Below are 16487 nucleotides of genomic sequence, written 5' to 3'. Positions count from 1 at the left end.
CGGAACCGGCGAAGCAGTATTACGCGACCCGGTCGGCGATTCGGGTTCCGACCGACCGCCCGTTCTCGAAGGCGAGGTGGACCCGTCCCTCGCCGACGACCCAGTCCCCAGCGACGAACAGTCCGGCGTCCTCGGCACAGCGTGCCGCGTCAGCAGCCACTGCATCGTCCGGGAGCGCGTACCGCCAGCCCTGCGAGTCGACCCAGTCCGGCTCTGCGAGTCGGTCGTCGTCGAGCAACCCCGCGACGAGTGTAGCGACCGCTCCGGCGGCCTCGTCGGTCGGGTCGTCGTAGTGGTCGACAGACCAGTCGGGACTCATCTGGGCGACGAGCAAGCTCTCGCCGTCGGGGACGTGCCCCGGTTTGCACTCCTCACGTGAGAGCCAGCCGACCGGGTGCTCGCGGTCGGGGTTGACGAGCGCGTACCACGGCCGGTCGAGTTCGAACGGGTAGTGGAGAATCAGCGTCCGGATGGTCCGGAAGGAGACGGCGTCGACCGCGTCGTAGAGTCTCGACAGTCGCGCGTCCTCCCAGTCCGTCGCCGAGAGGAGGTCGGCGGTCTGCGGTGCTGGCGGCGTCAAAACCAGCACGTCGAAGGGGCCATAGGACTCCTCCCCGGTGTCGGTGAGCGACCAGCCGTCGTCATCGCGGGCGATACGCTCGATTCTGGTCGCCTCGTGGACGGTCGCACCGGCCCGTTCGCTGACGCGCTTGGCGAACTGGGTGATGCCCTCGGTGTAGGTCCACTTGTGCGACTCGTCGTCCCGGCCCTCCGCGATAGTGCCGTCGGCGTCGTGGGTCCACACCGGTTGCTCGATGTCTGCCAGTCCATCGGCACCGAGTGCCTCGAGCAGGTCGTCGACCCACGCGTCCTCGCCCGGTTTGATGTAGTTCGCGCCGTGGTCGTAGCGACAGCCGTGCTTGCGACGGGTCGCGGCACGCCCGGAGATTCCGCTCCCCTTGTCGAACAGCGTGACCGCGGTGTCGGTCTCCCGGAGTGCGTCCGCGACGCCGACGCCCGCGACGCCTGCGCCGACGACGGCGACCGTTCGTGTCATACCCGGAAGTCGGGCTTCCACGGGAAAAACCGCCGCGCTCCCCGAGTAGCTTACCGGGAGGTGACCACATCGTCCGACCTGGAACGAACGTTATCCGGCTCGGCGGCCTTTCCTGAGACAGATGAGCGAAATCGAGCCGGTCCTGGCGAGCGTCGTGGCCATCTTCGCCATCGCGTTGCTGGTCAAGCTGCTCGCCGACTGGCGCGCTGAACTCTCCTACGCCAGCGTCCTCGTCGCCGTCGGGGTACTCATCTCCGTGCTCGGTCTGAAATTCGACCTCACGCTCTCTGCAGACCTCATCCTCGCGGTGTTGCTCCCGACTATCGTCTTCGAGGGGACGACGAGTATCGACGTGCGCGAACTCCGCCACAACGCGTTTCTCATCCTCGTTCTGACCCTCGTCGGGCTCCCGGTGGCTGTCCTCACACTCGGGGTGCTCGGGACGGTCGCGTTCGGCTTTCCGCTCATCGTCGCGCTGGTTTTCGCGTCGGTCGTCCTTCCGACGGACCCGGCCGCGGTGCTCTCGGTGTTCGAGCAGTTCGACGTGGGGAAGCGACTCTCGGTCACAATCGAGGGTGAGAGCCTGCTGAACGACGGGGTCGCCATCGTCATCTTCTCCACGCTGGTCGCCGCGTTCGAGCAGGCCGATAGTGCCAGCGACGCAGTCGCGTCGCTCACGACGTCTGGGCAGGCGGTGTCGTTCGTCCTCAGCATCGCGATCGTCGGTGGCGGCGGCCTGCTCGTCGGCGTGGTCGTCGGCTACCTCGCACACCTGTGGGCTCGTCGGCTTCGGGACCGGCTGGCGGTGATGCTCCTCACGGTCGTCGTGGCATACGGGAGCTTCCTGCTCGCAGAGTGGGGTCTGGGCCTGTCCGGCGTGCTGGCGACCGTCGGGGCGGGTCTGGCGATGGGAGCCCACGAACTGACCCACGAGCACATGTCCGCTCCAGAGTCGTTCGTCCAGCGGGTGTGGAACGTCGCCGCCTTCCTGGTGAGTGCGGTGCTGTACGTGCTCATCGGGGCCACCGTCGACGTGGCCCACTTCGTCGAGTACGGTGGATTCGTCCTGCTGGCCGCAGTGCTCGTCGTACTGGTCCGAGCCCTGACCATCTACCCGCTCGTGACACTGACGAACCAGGTACTGCCCGACCCGCTTCCGGTCGCCTGCCAGCACATCGTGGTGTGGGGCGGCCTGCACACCGTGGTTCCGGTCGGGCTGGCCCTGGCGCTTCCCACGGGGCTTCCGTACCGCGAGGTCGTCCAGACGATGGTGTTCGGCGTGGCCATCGTCAGCGTGGTCGCCCAGGGGTTGTTGATGCCGACGGTGCTTCGGCTCACCGGGCACGGCGATGGCCAGTTCGGGAATACGGCGGAGTGAGCAGTTGCTCGATGGGGGCAAACAGGCGACACGGACGGAGAGAAAGACAGAGACGGGCGTGTCGCACAACCGCGGCACCGTCCCCGGCGATGGTCAGACCATGTCGGGGGTGGCCGCGGCTTCGTATTTGAACCCTCAGCTGGTCGTGACGAGTTCGACGACCTCGCGGTGGTCGAGTTCGGTGTCGCCCCCCATCTGCCGCTTGGTCCGGCAGTTGAGGCCGTGGAGGAGGCCGTCGCCGATGTCGGAGTGGAGGTGGTACGCGAAGTCGGAGGTGGTCGAACCCTCGGGGAGGAGGAAGCAGTCACGCATGACGCGTCCCTGGTCGTCGCCCATGGCCTCGGCACCGCCGGGGAAGACGGCGATGACGCCGAGTTCGTCGAACAGTGCCGTTTCGATGGCCTGCTGGACGCCGGTGCCGCCGAATTCGGTGACGAACTCCCGAATCTGTTCGAGGCCCTGTTCCTGTTCTTCGGAGACGTCGGCGACGATGTCGAAGTCGTCGTCACCGGCGTGGTAGTCGACGACGTCCTGTTCGGCTGCGTTCTTCAGCGCCTTCTCGGCGTGGGCGCTGGCCGGGACGAACGTGAGGTGGTCGTAGTCGGGGTCGGTGGTTATCTCCTCCCAGTTCGCCTGGGCGGCGGGGGTGTCCATCTTGTTCGCCGCGATGACCATCGGTTTGGTGTACTGGCGAATCTCCCGGGCGAGGGCCTCTCGGTCGTCCTCGTCCCACGCTTCGGGTTCGAAGCCGAGGTCGAGGCGGAGGACGAGCTTTTTCACCTCGTCCTTGTTGATACCGAACGCGGACATCTGCTCGGCGAGTTCGACCTCGATGGCGAGTTCGTCCTGCCCCTGGTAGCGGTTCTGGAACTTCTCGATACCTTTCTCCAGGATGCCGACGTACCACTGGTCGAGTTCGTTCTCCAGGAAGTCGATGTCCTCGCGGGGGTCGTGCCCCTCCGTGTTCTCCCCCTCGATGTCGGTCGTGCCCGAGAAGTCGACGACGTGGACGAGGACGTCCGCCTCGTTCAGGTCGGTGAGGAACTGGTTCCCGAGCCCGCGCCCCTCGTGTGCGCCGGGGACGAGGCCGGCCACGTCGACGAGTTTCGTCGGGACGTAGCGTGTGCCCTCCTTGCAGTAGCCGGTGTCGGGTGTGCACGTCTCGTCGAACTCCGGTGCCGCACACTCGACGCGGACGTACGCCTCGCCGACGGACGGGTCGATGGTCGTGAACGGGTACGCGCCTTCAGGTACGTCGTTCATCGTCGCCGCGTTGAAGAAGGTGGACTTGCCCACCGAGGGCTTGCCCACGAGACCGATCTTGTAGCTCATTGGAATCGTCAAGCCGGTCGGAGGGCATAAGGCTTGAAATCCGCGTCTACAGTGGTATACGGTGCCATACCGAACAGTTCGCGGGGCCGTGTGAGACCCGGCTCTCTCAGGCCGCCCGCCTCCGGCGAAGGTCCGTCTCGGGGCCGACGAATCGGACGGGGAACGACTCGACGCCGTAGATGAACGCGCTCCGGACCGGCGTGAGCTGGTCTGCGGTCGTCGTGGCCTCGATGTCGTCGACCCGGTCGAGGAGTGCCGAGAGCGCGAGACGGGTCTCCAGCCGGGCAAGGGGCGCACCCAGGCAGTAGTGGATGCCACGGCCGAACGCGAGGTGCTGGTTCGGCATCCGGTCCACGACGAACTCGTCGGGGCGGTCGAACGCGTCCGGGTCGCGGTTCGCCGACCCCAGCCAGGTGACGACCACGTCGCCCTGTCGAATCGTCTGGTCGCCGAGTGTCACGTCTCTCGTCGCGATGCGTCCGAGTGCCTGGACGGGCGAGCGGTACCGAAGGACCTCCTCGACGGCCTTCGTCGACAGGGTCCGGTCGGACCGGAGCTGGGCGAGCGCGTCCGGGTGCTCCGTGAGCGTCCAGACCGCATTGGTGAGGAGGTTCGTGGTCGTGATGTTCCCGGCGACGAGCAAGAGCACGCAAAAGCCACGCATCTCCTCGGTCGTCAGCGGTCGGTGCTCGATTTCGGCGGTGACGATATTCGAGATGAGGTCGTCCCCGGGGGTTGCCTTGCGCTGCTCGATGAGGTCGTCGAAGTACTCGTGGAGTTCCTCGAGGGTCTGTTCGCGGCGTTCCTGGACCTCACTCGCGGCGGCCTCGGTCCGCTCGGTCGGTGTCTCGACTAGCGAGTACGACCAGCGCTTGAACGTCTCGCGGTCCTCGCTCGGGATACCGAGCAGTTCTGCGATGACGATGACGGGCAACGGGTAGGCGAGGTCTGCGACCACGTCCATCTCACCGGATTCGACCACGTCGTCGAGACAGTCGGTGGCTATCTCTTCGATTCGCGGCGCGAGGTCAGCGATAGCTCGCGGTCTGAAGTACTCCTCGACGACCCCCCGGAGGTGTTCGTGTCTGGGCGGGTCACGTCCCAGCATGGTCTCCATCTCGACGCCCTCGCTCGCGCGGCGGAAGGTCTCGTTGCTGGCGTTCCGCGGGTCCGAGGAGAAGGTCTGGGGGTCCGAGAGCACGGCGGAGACGTCGGCGTGCCGGAACACGTCCCAGCACTCGCGGTCGTCGTCCCAGTGGACGGGGTCCGTCGCACGCATCTCCGCGTACCAGTCGAACGGGTTGAGCCACGCCTCAGGCGTAGACAGTCCTTCGGGGACGTTTAAGATGCCCGATGGTCGGGGCTCGCTCGGTCGCTCCGGCGGTGTGTGTGGGTCTCGTTCGGCCATGTGCACTCTACGATTCGGGGCCGCAAGTTGCCGCGCTAACCCGGGAGTTACCCCGCCGTCCGAGGTGTCCGCTCGGCCCCCGTAAGGCCGGGTTCTCTGCAGCGACTATCTCTGCGTCGTGCTCGTGCGGGTCGCCCCCGGAGTGGTCTTCGACGACGAAGTAGACGGCATCACGACCCTCGCCCGCCCCGAGGTCGAGGACGGTCAGTTCGTCGCGGTCTTCTGGGGTGCCGCGACCACGGCCTCTTTGCCGTTCGCGCCCCTATCGGGAGATATGAGCGACAGTTCCTCCGAGACGAAGCGTGACCTCCCCGAGACGGAAGCCGAGTGGCGCGACCGACTCGACGACGAGTCCTACCACGTCCTCCGTGAGCAGGGCACGGAGGCCCGGTTCTCCGGCGAGTACGTCGACCACTTCGAGGACGGCAAGTACCGCTGCAAGGGCTGTGGCGAGGTCCTGTTCGACTCGGAGACCAAGTTCGACCACGGCTGTGGCTGGCCGTCGTTCTACGCGGCCGACGAGGGCAAAATCGAGAAGCGCGAGGACCGCAGCCACGGGATGCACCGCATCGAGGTCGTCTGTGCGAACTGCGAGAGCCACCTCGGCCACGTTTTCGATGATGGCCCGGCACCGACGGGGAAACGGTTCTGCATCAACTCCGTCGCCATCGAGTTCGACGACGAGAATTAGCCTCGCTTACGTCTCGGCCGAGATGATGACCTCGTGAGACTCCATCTCGCTCTTGCCGGAGAACATCTCCTTCGGCGGGCGGTCGCGGTGGGCCTCGCGGAAGTCTTCGCTCTCGGTCCACGCGTCGAACGCGTCTTCGGACTCCCAGTAGGTCAGGACCACGTACCGGTCGGCCTCGACCGGTCGCAGGACTTCCATGCGCACGAATCCTTCGCGCTGGTCGACTTTCTTCGCGCGAGCCTCGAACCGAGCTTCGAAGTCCTCCTCGTGCCCTTCGGCGACCGGGATGCGGTTGGCAACGACGAACATACGAGAGCAATCACGAGGCGAGAATAATAAGATATCGGAGAGCCGAGAGACATCGGGCGGCCCTCGATAGCTGCCGACGCCGTGTGTGGTCAGTCCGCGCCGTGGGGCGGGACGTAGCCACAGGACTGGCATCGGTCCAGGTACGGTTGGTGGACGATTCCGCGGCAGTGGGAACACGAGTTTCGCGTCATTACTCCTCTAGCCGAGACCGATGGGCATAAGCTTGTCCTGTGACTGATATTTTGTCGCACCCATCATCGAACAGAACGCTCTCTCCGACCTGCGCGACACGGTCGTCGAAACAGTGGACGTTCGGGGCAGACGGCGGAACTCAGGTCCAGGTCGACGAGTCCGGTGGGTGCGCCACCGATGGGTCCTCGACGGACTGCTCCGTCATCTGTTGCTCGGCGGACTGTTTCTCCCGTTCTGACTGGTTCTCCTGTTCTTCCTGTTCCGTCTGTACCATCTCCTGTGCCCGGTCCACCCAGATGGACGCCCGACTCTTCGAGATGTCGACGACGGACGCGATGCGCTCTGGCGTCGACATCGCGAGTCCTCGCAACGACTCGATGCCGGCAGACCGCAACCGGTCTGCGTACGTCGGCCCCAGTCCGTGAATCGCGGTCAACTCCGAGATGGCTCGTACCCGGTCTATCTCGGACTCGGCTCCTTCCGCTGTGGCCGTCTCACCCGCCGACTCTGGCGTCGCGACTGCCCCGTGTTCGATGTCGACGCCGATGGCTTCCCCCGTCGCTTCGCTCCACGCGATCTCCGCGTCAGTGAGTGGTTCGGCCACCGGTTCCGGCTCGCTCGCTCCGGCATCGAGGTCGTCGGCGACGTCGTCGGGAAGGACGAATTGCAGGTCCTCGTACGGGACGAAGCCGACGAGTTGCTTTTTCTTCTCGTCGGCGAAGAGGAGCACACCCTCGTCGATTGCCTTGAAGTTCTCACACGGTACGGAAACCCCGCTCTTGGTTATCGCCTTCATATCTCTCCCCGGGAACCGAATCTCCCGATACGTCGTACAGAGGGGACGAGCGAGTATCAACTCACCACCGGACGTGACGGGGAACGTACCCTTCGCCGCACCGGAGCGCACCGGGAGACAGTCCGGCACGGCTGGCGCGGTCGAGCCGACCGTCTCACTCGATGTCCTCGTCGGGGCCCAGCGGGAGCGACGACGCGTCAGTCACGTCGAGGTCACCGTGGACCAGTTTCGGGAAGACGAGCGTCACGAACCGGAGTACGACCACGAGGACCAGCGGTGCCAGGAACACGCCGTACCAGCCGAATACCGCGGCACCCAGCAGGTACGCGACCAGCATCACGGGCGGGCTGACGGTCTGGCCGGCCAGGTACGGCCTCACGCCGTACCGGATGACCACGTCGAGGCCGAACAGGCCACCCAGAAGGACGAGGGCCGGGAACCAGAGATAGCTGATCTCGGTCAGGAGTGTTTGCACCCCGACGTACAGCGTGAGCGGGACGTAGACGATGGAGCGACCGATGAGCGGGATGAACGACCCGACACCGGTGAGCAACCCCATGAGGAGCGGGAACGGGATGGCGACACCCGGCGGTGCGATTGCGTTCAGCAGCGAGTAGAAGAGCCACCCGAGCACCATGACCGCGAAGATGGTGAGCATCTGGCCGAAGTATATCTTTTCGAGTTCCCGGTCGACGCTCTCGAAGTAATCGGACGCGACCGTCTCCGACCCCGCGAGGTTAGTGTGGAACCATCGCGCGATGACTCTGTCCTTGCGCAACAGCAGCGAGATGATGACGAACAACAGCGTGACGTAGAAGAAGAACTGCGTGAACGCTCCCGCCGCGCCCGACGCGACGTCGATGGTCGAAGCGAGCAGTTGGTTTCGCGGCTGGCTCTCGACGAAGGTGACCAGTTTGTCGACGAGCTCGTTGACCGACGTTATCTCGGTGACGGGTCCGAACTCCGAGAGGAGTTCGTCGACCCAGTCGAACCCACCCCGACTCAGTTCGAGCACCTGGCCAGCGAGGACGACCACGAACACGGCCAGGATGACCACGAAGGGTGCCATGATGGCGAAGACGGTGAGCGTCGTCGCCAGGTCGATGCTGACGTGTGTCTCGAACCGTCGTCGAATCGGCCTGCCGAAGTAGTACAGAAAGAGGGCGAACGAGAGGAGGCCGAGGAACCGGTACGAGACGTAGACGAGCACCCCGGCGACGACCAGCCCGAACACCCACCAGCCGAGGTGGATACGGCGCAGGAACGACTCGTTCTCACTCGGTTGGCCCGGTACGGTACTCATGTAGGAACTACTCCAGCGAGCGGAATAAGTGGTGTCGGCGGTCGACTGGTGAATCGCTTCGGATGGTCGTCACTGCCGCGAGTCGAACTCCTGGTAGATGATGTGCCCGCACGCCTTGCAGTGCGAGGCGTCCGGGTCGTGATACGAGAGGCCACAGGAGGGACAGGTGACCGCGACCTTGTCGGTCGTCCACTCGCGGACGATGCGACTCGCCTGCCACGGGATGAGGACGATACCGGAGATGATGGCCGCCGTCGTCACGAGCCGCCCGCCACTCGTGACCGGGACGATGTCGCCGAACCCGACGGTGGTGAGCGTCACCACGGTAAAGTAGAACGCGTCACCGAAGTTCGCGACCCGGGGGTTCGCGGCGCTCTCGACCGCGTAGAACAGGCCCGCTGACACGAAGAAGATGGTCAGGACGGTCAGCAACAGCTTCAGGACGCGCAACTCGTGGGCCGAGATAGACCCGAAGAAGAACTCCTCGTCCTGCGTGAACCGGTAAAAGCGCATGAACCGGACCACCCGGAGCACCCGCAGGAAGCTGATGTCGAGCGCGAACAGCGACAACCCCGGCGACAACAACAGCGATATCGTCGGTAGAATCGCGAGCAGGTCGACCACGGTGTAGAAGTCCGTCGCCTCCTCCAGACGGTGGGGAGCACCGTACAGTCTGAGCACGTACTCGACGAAGAACACGGCCGCGATGCCGACCTCCGCCCGCCACAGGAGGCCCTGGAACTCGGCCGAGACGGGGTAGGTCTCCAGAACGTAGATTCCGACGAACACGAGGTTCAACCCGAGGAGGGCGACGTCGATGACCTTCCCGAGGACGGTGCGGTGGTCGAGCAGGTAGAACTCGACCAGCTCTCTCGGCCCGGCATCCGTCGGGGGGACGTCGTGACTGCCCATACTGACACACGGAACCGACGGCCACATGTAGTCGTGGGGTTCGCCCCGGAGGGCTCACTCGATGGCGGTCTCTTCCCGGTCGCCTCGCCTCGCCGCCGCCACCAACGCCGCGGCCTCCCCGAGCAGCGACACGGAGGACTCCAGCGTCTGGTCGAGGGCATCGAAGTCGCCGTTCACTTCTTTCGTCCGGGCACGTTCGAGTTGTCCCTGTGCCTCACGCAGCGTTCGTTCGAGGTCGTTCGAGAGGAGTTCTGCCAGGTTCCGCGCGAGACGGTCGCGTCGTTCGAGCTCCGCTTCGTACCGCGATTCAGTGAGTTCGTGGCCGAGCCAGTCGGCCAGGAGTTCGACCATCGCCGAGCGTTCCTCGGTGAGTTCGGTCGGCGTCTCCGACTCGTCCAGGAAACAGACGACTCCCCACAGCGACTCGTCCACGTACACGGGCGCACCGACGTACGAGCCGGTCGCCGGTGTGGTTATCATCGCCCCGCCATTCGACTCCGCCAGTTCGGAGGCGTACGTCGCGACGACCGTCTCCTCGGCGACTACCCGTTGACAGATGGTCTGTCCGAGCGGTCTGACGGTCCCTTCGGATGCGACGTCCGTCTCACCGACGGAAACCACCACCTCGTGCGTCCCGGCGTCGACGTCGATACTGCAGAGCTGTGCACTGGTGGCCTCGAGCGACTCGCTGAGGGTGCCGATGAGGAGTTCGACGCGCTCGGCCGACCCGAGGCTCGAATCCGTCATCGTCTCGTGGAAGACGTCGAGCAGGTCGTCGACGGCGGCGCGGTCGGTCACATCCCGACTGATACCGACGAGCCCGACGAGGCGGCCTGTGTCGTCGTAGTAGGGGTACTTCTCGCTCATGAAGACGTGTTCGGCGCCGTCGATGACGTGGCGTTCCTCGACAATCTTCGGTTCTTCGTGTTCGAGTATCCAGCGGTCGACCGGGAGCATGTCTTCCTCCGTGGCGAACAGTTCCCTGTCGGTCCGCCCAACGACCTCTCTGGGTGTCAGTTCGAGGTACCGGGCACCGGCCTCGTTCATGAACTCGTAGCGGCCCTCGAGGTCCTTGATGTAGATGGCGTCCTGGGTTCGCTCGGCGATGGCCTGCAACTGCCACGTCTGACGGCGCTGTTCCGTGATGTCCTGGACGAACGAGAGGACGCTCACTGTCTCCCCGCTATCGTCGAGGATGGCCCGGTTGTGCCACTCGCAGTCTATCTCTGCCCCGCTTTTCGTCACGTTCCGGTTGACGATGTGTTCGGCACGGTTCGCGTTCATGAGTCGTTCCCAGACCTCGTCGACGGAAGCTCGTGACGAATGTGGGATGATGAACTCGGCGTGGCGGCCGATGGCTTCCTCGGCGGTGTAGCCGAAGAGCTCGATCGCGGCCTCGTTCCAGCGGGCCACCTCGAAGTCGAGCGTCCACTCGATGACGGCCATCGGGGACTGTCTGAACAGGAACTCGAGTCGTTGATTCGCTCGTTCGAGGTCCTTCTTCTGGTTTCGTTGTTCCTGTCCGTGCAGGGCGATGACGATCTGGTCGGCGAGTTCGCCCGCGAACCGAATCTCGTCTTCTTTCCACTCGCGTGGTGCGCCGCCGGTTTCGTTACACAGTACGCCGACTACCTCACCACAACAGCGTATCGTCGCGTCGAGCACCGACGTGATACCCAGTGGTTCGAGGTAGCTGTTACAGAGTTCGGCCGTCCGAGAGTCGGTTCGTGCGTTCACCGCCGGAATCGCCCGGTGGTTCGCGAGGGCCTCGAAGTAACTCGGGTACTGTTCGGTCGAGAGCGTGCTGCCGGAACCGTGTTCTCTCGCCGACCGGTCGTAGAGGTCGATACACTCGAGCGTGCTGCCGTCGTCGTCGAACAACCAGACGGACGAACGGTCGGAACCGAGCGTTTCGGCGCTCATCTCGGTGATTCGCCGCGACGCGTACTCCAGTCTACCTTCGACGAGCGCTTCGTCGGTCGCCAGGTCGATGACGACCTCGCGTTGGCGTTCCTGCCGACACTTCTCGACGTACCGATCGGTGATGTCTCGGAAGATGAGGACGACGCCGACGACGGCGTCTGATTCGTCTGTGATGGGCGCGGCACTGTCCGCGATGTACCGTTCGGTTCCGTCCTTCGAGCGCAACACCGTGTCTTCGGCGAGGTCGAGTTTCGTCTCCGTCTCGATGACCCCGACGACGGGACTCTCTCTCGGCGCACCGGTTCGTGTGTCTTCGATGGTGAAGACGTCTTCGAGGGGGAGGCCGATGGCGGCCTCGCGGTCCCAGCCCGTCAACTCCTCTGCGACCACGTTCATCCGCTGGATGTGGCCGTTCTGGTCGGTCGCGATGACCCCGTCACCGATGGAATCGAGGGTGATGCGCAAGTCCTTCTCTCGCTGCTGGAGGGCCGTGCGCGTCCAGTGGTGGTGTGCCTCTTGCTCGATGGTCTGGGCGAGCAACCCGTACTGGGCCGTCGGGTCACCCCCTTTTTGCAGGTACCGGTTCGCGCCCAGGTTGAGCGCCTCCATCGCCACCGCTTCTCGACCTTTGCCGGTGAAGATGATGAACGGAATGTCCTCCTTTCGTCCCTCACGGAGTCGTTTCAGGAGCTCGAGGCCGTCCATCTCCGGCATCTGGAAGTCGGAGACGACGACGTCGAAGGTCCCATCGTCGATACGGGCCATGGCCTCGACAGCGGACGCTGTCGTTTCCACGGAGAGGTCGTCGAACCGCGCTTCGAGGTAGGTCTTCGTCGCCTCAAGAAGCGACCGGTCGTCGTCTACGTAGAGGACACGGATGCCCGTACGTGGCGTTGTCTCAGCCCCCATGCTCGTAGGGTAGTAGGGCGCGACAGCACAAAGCGCGTGCGCTCAGGCGCGTGGGCGAGTCGGTGGCAGTCGACGGCAGCAGCGGCGGAATACAGGGGTGTAGACGGTGATTCAGTCGGTCGTCGGCATCGCCTGGTTTGCCTCGTCTGTCGTGTTCGTGAGGCGACCAGTGTCCGTCGAATCGAAACTACGCTGGCACCGCGCGACCCAGCCCGCTGGCGTGTCGGTCGGGTCGGTGTCTGTCGCGCCTGTCGGGGACGTGTCGGCGCTCGTCTCCCCGGTGTCTGTCCCGGTCGGTGTCGTGTCGATGTCGGTCGGTGTCTGGTCTGTCGTCGGACGGTACTGTTGTGCGGCGGTGTGGGTGTCGGTTCTCATACGGGTTCTGGGTCGGGTAGTCGGCAGGCGGCGCTCGGTCGAGAAATCGGTCAGCGGTGTACCCGTACGAGCATCTGTATCCACCACTGGACGCCCAACTATAATAAAAGTTCATGTTCTATTCGTGTTGGCTCCCTCGTCTCGGTCGGAAACGCGACCAGTCGGCGTGTCGGCGAGCGAGGGTGGATGCGTCACCACCCATGTCCCGCGATACCACGGGGCCTCCCATGATTTAAACGTGCTCTCTACATATACTACGTGTGAGCGAAGAAACACAGGAGCGGCGGAATCTCCGCATGCCCAACAAAGACGAGCTTTTCGGAGTCGTAACAGAACACAACGGCGGCAACCACGTCCGCGTCCAGTGCGAGGACGGTGTCAGCCGAATGGGCCGAATCCCCGGCCGAATGAAGTACCGCACGTGGATCAACGAGGGCGACGTCGTGCTCGTCGAACCGTGGTCGTGGCAGGACGAGAAGGCGAACATCGAATGGCGGTACACTGGCCAGGACGCCGACCAGCTCCGCCGCGAAGGCCACATCCAGTAATCCGATTGTTCTGACCGGCAGGCGATAGTCTGCGGGCAGGTTCGTCACAGGCCGAGCGAAAGCCGGCACGCGCAGTGGATACTCTATCTCGTCGATACGCTATCACTCGTCGACTGAGGGGTCTCGACACCGTCACAGAGCGCCTGCCGGGTCGCCACGACTGGGCTGGCCGGGTCGCCACGTCCTCGGCTCAGGCCGTCGCGGGGCCGTCGACGGTGACCACGCGGGGCTCCGAGCCGGTGAGCCAGAGCACGTAGTCCTGTTCGGCGTCGCTGGGGTTCACGTCGCGGTGAACGACGCCTGCCGGGATGTGAAAGCAGTCGCCGGCGCGTGCCAGCGCCCGGTCGCCCGGGCCGGTCCCGTACTCGACGTACCCCTCGCCGGCGATGACGTACCCGAACACGTCGTTGTCCCCGTGGTGGTGCCAGTCGGATTCGATTCTCCCGGAAGCGTGCCCCCTGACCTGCTGGACCGTGGCGTCGGGGAACGGCATCAGCCGGGTCAGGTGCTTCAGTGGTGCAGTCGGGACGAGGTCGTCCTCGCCGACGACCCTGGGGCGCCCGGCGAGCGCCGCCGCCGAGGGCCCCTCCACCGGCACTCTCGTCGGTCCCACTCCAGTGAACGCCACCAGCACCACGAGTTCGCGGTCACCGAAGTTCGTCGTCCGGTGGACGAGACGCGAAGGGAGGTGGAAGAAGTCGCCCGCGGTCGCCGCGGCCGTCTCTGTCCCGCGTGCTCCGAACGCGAGTTGCATCCGACCGTCGAGAACGTAGCCGTAGGCCTCGCGGTCGCCGTGGGAGTGCCAGCCCGTGGCTGCGCCAGGAGCGAGGGTGGTTCGGGAGACGGTGGTCTCGTCGGTGTCGAAGACGGTCGTGACGGTTCGCTCTGCATCCGGGTGCTGGTCGGCCGAGCGGTCGTCCAGATGGACGACGGAGACGGTCTGTGTTGACTGCATGGCCTCGTAGGAACAGACGCGCCCAGCGGTGGTAACGAGCGCGGCGCTGGAGAGACTCGGCGGCGACCGACGCAGCAGGCCTATCGTGTTCGCGTCCGCGGTGTCCGTATGGACGTCCTCATCATCGGCGGCACCGGACTCATCAGCACGGGCATCACCCGCCAGCTGGTCGACGCGGCCCACGACGTGACAATCGCGAACCGCGGCGAGACCGACGCCGACCTGCCCGACGCCGTCACGTTCGTCACCTGCGACCGGAACGACACCGACCGGCTCTCGGCGGTCGCGGACTCGGTCGCCCCGGACTGCGTCATCGACATGGTGTGTTTCACTCCGAAGCAGGCCCGCGAGGCGGTCGACGCCTTCGACGGTGTCTCCCAGTACGTGTTCTGCTCGACCGTCGACGTGTACCACCGGCCGACCGCGAGCGTCCCGAGCACCGAAGACGCCAGCCGTGAGCCCGGCGTCAGCGAGTACGGGCGGAACAAGGCCGCCGCCGAGGACGTCTTCTTCGAGGCACACGGGGACGCGTTCGCCACCACGGTCATCCGTCCGTGGAGCACCTACGGTGAGGGCGGCCCCGTCTTGCACACGTTCGGCACCGGGACCTACTACATCGACCGCGTCCGCGAGGGGAAACCCATCGTCGTCCACGGCGATGGCACCTCGCTCTGGGGGCCGTGCCACCGTGACGACGTCGCCCGCGCCTTCGTCGCCGCCGTCGGGAACACGGCCGCCTTCGGCGAGGCGTACCACGTCACCAGCGAGGAGGTCGTGACCTGGAACCAGTACCACGAGACGGTCGCCAGCGCCCTCGGCGCACCCGACCCCGATCTCGTCCACATCCCGACCAACGTGCTCCGTCGGACTGCCCCCGACCGGACCGAGATGCTCCGGGACCACTTCCAGTACAGTACGGTGTTCGACAACGCGAAAGCCCGCCGTGACCTCGACTTCGAGTACACCGTCTCGTTCGAGGAGGGCATAGAGCGCACCGTCGCCTGGCTGGACGACCACGACGAGGTCGACCGGTGGGACAGCGAGGACGACGACCGCCTCGTCGACGCCTGGCGCGGTGCGACCGAGGAGTTCGTCGACGCGTTCGAGTAGGCTGTCGGCCGGATCGCTATCGTCCGCCCTTCTTGCGGAACCACACCTGCGACCCGACCGGTGACTCACCCGGTGCGAGGTCGAGTCTGCTGGTGAACAGGTCCCGAATCGCGAACGTGACCACGAGTTCGACCGGCTCCCCGTCCTCGGCCCGCACCGTGACCACGCAGTGGCCGTTTCGCTCTTCGATGCGGTCGATGGTGCCGACGCGCCACCGGTCGACGTCGTGCGTCGGCTCCCGCGCGTGGATACGGTCGTGTGCCATCGCTGGTACTACGTGTGCCAGCGTGGTCATCACGTCGGTACGGGAACCAGACACCCCGGCCGCCGGTCAGTCCCCGATCGACGGGTGCCGGGACACCGCGACGAGGTCTGCCAGTGCACGACGTTTGAGGAGGACGAAGCCGAGGAACACCACGAAGAACCCGGCGAGTGTCAGCAGCGTTATCTGCTCGTCGAGGAGGAACACGCCAGCGACGGTGGCGACCACCGGGACCAGGTACGCGACGAGACTCGTCTCCAGCGCGCCGCGAACCTCGAGCAGCGTGTAGTAGATGAAGAACGCGAGCGCGGTCGCGAACACGCCGAGGTAGATGACTGAACCGATCGCTTCGGGTGCCGCTGGGACCGCGAAGGGCTCACCCACCACGACACTGGTGACGTGGAGGATGACTCCGCCGACGGCCATCGACCAACCCGAGAGCGCCGCGCGGTCGAGCGTCGGCCGCGAGCGCTGGACGAGCACGCCGCCGAGCGAGACGGAGGCGACCTGCCCGAGCACCAGCAGTCGCCCGAGCGTCCCACCCGCGAGCAGGTTACCCGGGTCGGGACGAACGATGAGACCGACGCCGAGGAAGCCGAGCAGGATGCCAACTGCGCCGACGGCGGACACCCGCTCTTCCGGGAGGATACCGAGCGCCCACAGCGTCGTCGCGATGGGGACCAGGCTCTGCATGACAGCCGCCACCCCCGACGGCACCGTCTGTTGGCCGACGAACAGCAACGCGTTCCCCGCGACGAGGAAGACCCCGCCAGCGAGGACCGCCGCGACGTCGTTCCGCGCGGTCGGGTACCACTCTGCCGTCCGGACGACGCCGTACCCGACCAGCAACACGGCCGCGATGTCGTAGCGGAACGACGCGAACAACACCGGGTCGAGCGATTTCAGTCCGACGCTGATAGCGGGGAACGAGAGCCCCCAGAGCGTCGCCAACAGGGCGAACAGACCGACGACGGTGACGCGAGTACGCACTGGTTCGTACTACGAGTCGAGTGGGTTATGCGTCTCG

General features: G+C 65.4%; 16 protein-coding genes. 4 read left to right on the top strand and 12 right to left on the bottom strand.

Annotated elements, in window-relative coordinates; all coding sequences use genetic code 11:
* Positions 1-19: 19 nt before the first annotated feature.
* Positions 20-1057: an NAD(P)/FAD-dependent oxidoreductase gene (locus ACSC1R_RS00745; protein ID WP_439027154.1), complete on the bottom strand. Its 1038-nt coding sequence runs from the start codon at positions 1055-1057 to the stop codon at positions 20-22.
* A gap of 121 nt (positions 1058-1178) precedes the next feature.
* Between ACSC1R_RS00745 and ACSC1R_RS00740 the strand changes: the two genes are divergently transcribed.
* Positions 1179-2435, top strand: coding sequence for a cation:proton antiporter (locus tag ACSC1R_RS00740; protein WP_439027153.1), 1257 nt, complete (start codon positions 1179-1181; stop codon positions 2433-2435).
* A 135-nt stretch (positions 2436-2570) separates the two neighbouring features.
* On the opposite strand, the gene ACSC1R_RS00735 is transcribed toward ACSC1R_RS00740, so the two are convergent.
* Together ACSC1R_RS00735 and ACSC1R_RS00730 are read right to left on the bottom strand one after the other, a co-directional pair.
* Complete coding sequence (locus ACSC1R_RS00735) at positions 2571-3767, bottom strand: redox-regulated ATPase YchF (protein ID WP_439027152.1); 1197 nt, start codon at positions 3765-3767, stop codon at positions 2571-2573.
* A 106-nt stretch (positions 3768-3873) separates the two neighbouring features.
* On the bottom strand, positions 3874-5175 hold the full coding sequence (locus ACSC1R_RS00730; protein ID WP_439027151.1) for a cytochrome P450: 1302 nt from the start codon (positions 5173-5175) through the stop codon (positions 3874-3876).
* A gap of 274 nt (positions 5176-5449) precedes the next feature.
* Here ACSC1R_RS00730 and msrB point away from each other — a divergent pair, with 274 nt between their 5' ends.
* Positions 5450-5866 carry a peptide-methionine (R)-S-oxide reductase MsrB gene (gene msrB, locus ACSC1R_RS00725; RefSeq protein ID WP_439028746.1) on the top strand — a complete coding sequence of 139 codons (417 nt, stop codon included), beginning with the start codon at positions 5450-5452 and terminating at the stop codon, positions 5864-5866.
* A 6-nt stretch (positions 5867-5872) separates the two neighbouring features.
* Here the strand turns inward: msrB and ACSC1R_RS00720 are convergent, their stop codons facing one another.
* The 6 genes from ACSC1R_RS00720 to ACSC1R_RS00695 form a co-directional block, all read right to left on the bottom strand.
* On the bottom strand, positions 5873-6175 hold the full coding sequence (locus ACSC1R_RS00720; RefSeq protein WP_439027150.1) for an antibiotic biosynthesis monooxygenase family protein: 303 nt from the start codon (positions 6173-6175) through the stop codon (positions 5873-5875).
* Between the two features lie 331 nt (positions 6176-6506).
* Positions 6507-7163, bottom strand: a complete 657-nt coding sequence (locus ACSC1R_RS00715; protein WP_439027149.1) for a helix-hairpin-helix domain-containing protein — start codon at positions 7161-7163, stop codon at positions 6507-6509.
* A gap of 154 nt (positions 7164-7317) precedes the next feature.
* A complete protein-coding gene (locus ACSC1R_RS00710; protein ID WP_439027148.1) occupies positions 7318-8466 on the bottom strand; it encodes an AI-2E family transporter in 1149 nt (382 codons plus the stop codon).
* A gap of 69 nt (positions 8467-8535) precedes the next feature.
* Positions 8536-9378, bottom strand: a complete 843-nt coding sequence (locus tag ACSC1R_RS00705; RefSeq protein WP_439027147.1) for an ion transporter — start codon at positions 9376-9378, stop codon at positions 8536-8538.
* Between the two features lie 54 nt (positions 9379-9432).
* Entirely contained in the window at positions 9433-12210 is a 2778-nt protein-coding gene (locus ACSC1R_RS00700) for a PAS domain S-box protein (protein WP_439027146.1), read from the bottom strand.
* A gap of 111 nt (positions 12211-12321) precedes the next feature.
* A complete protein-coding gene (locus ACSC1R_RS00695) occupies positions 12322-12585 on the bottom strand; it encodes a hypothetical protein (protein ID WP_439027145.1) in 264 nt (87 codons plus the stop codon).
* A gap of 260 nt (positions 12586-12845) precedes the next feature.
* On the opposite strand from ACSC1R_RS00695, the gene eif1A reads away from it, so the two are divergent.
* The gene (eif1A, locus tag ACSC1R_RS00690) at positions 12846-13133 is read left to right on the top strand and encodes a translation initiation factor eIF-1A (RefSeq protein ID WP_261652211.1); all 288 of its coding nucleotides are present in this window, start codon (positions 12846-12848) and stop codon (positions 13131-13133) included.
* Positions 13134-13323: 190 nt separating this feature from the next.
* Here the strand turns inward: eif1A and ACSC1R_RS00685 are convergent, their stop codons facing one another.
* A complete protein-coding gene (locus ACSC1R_RS00685; RefSeq protein ID WP_439027144.1) occupies positions 13324-14088 on the bottom strand; it encodes a cupin domain-containing protein in 765 nt (254 codons plus the stop codon).
* Positions 14089-14196: 108 nt separating this feature from the next.
* Here ACSC1R_RS00685 and ACSC1R_RS00680 point away from each other — a divergent pair, with 108 nt between their 5' ends.
* A complete protein-coding gene (locus ACSC1R_RS00680) occupies positions 14197-15198 on the top strand; it encodes an NAD-dependent epimerase/dehydratase family protein (protein ID WP_439027143.1) in 1002 nt (333 codons plus the stop codon).
* A gap of 16 nt (positions 15199-15214) precedes the next feature.
* Here ACSC1R_RS00680 and ACSC1R_RS00675 read toward each other — a convergent pair whose 3' ends face one another.
* Together ACSC1R_RS00675 and ACSC1R_RS00670 are read right to left on the bottom strand one after the other, a co-directional pair.
* The gene (locus tag ACSC1R_RS00675) at positions 15215-15463 is read right to left on the bottom strand and encodes a DUF7861 family protein (protein ID WP_439027142.1); all 249 of its coding nucleotides are present in this window, start codon (positions 15461-15463) and stop codon (positions 15215-15217) included.
* Between the two features lie 66 nt (positions 15464-15529).
* Positions 15530-16450 (bottom strand): DMT family transporter, encoded by a 921-nt coding sequence (locus ACSC1R_RS00670; protein ID WP_439027141.1) that lies wholly within the window; start codon positions 16448-16450, stop codon positions 15530-15532.
* Positions 16451-16487: the final 37 nt, after the last annotated feature.

Source organism: Haloarchaeobius ordinarius (assembly GCF_051801355.1).
Taxonomy (GTDB): Archaea; Halobacteriota; Halobacteria; order Halobacteriales; family Natrialbaceae; genus Haloarchaeobius.
The sequence above is the reverse complement of the archived record's forward strand: the minus strand, read 5'-3'. Positions and strand labels throughout refer to the sequence as shown.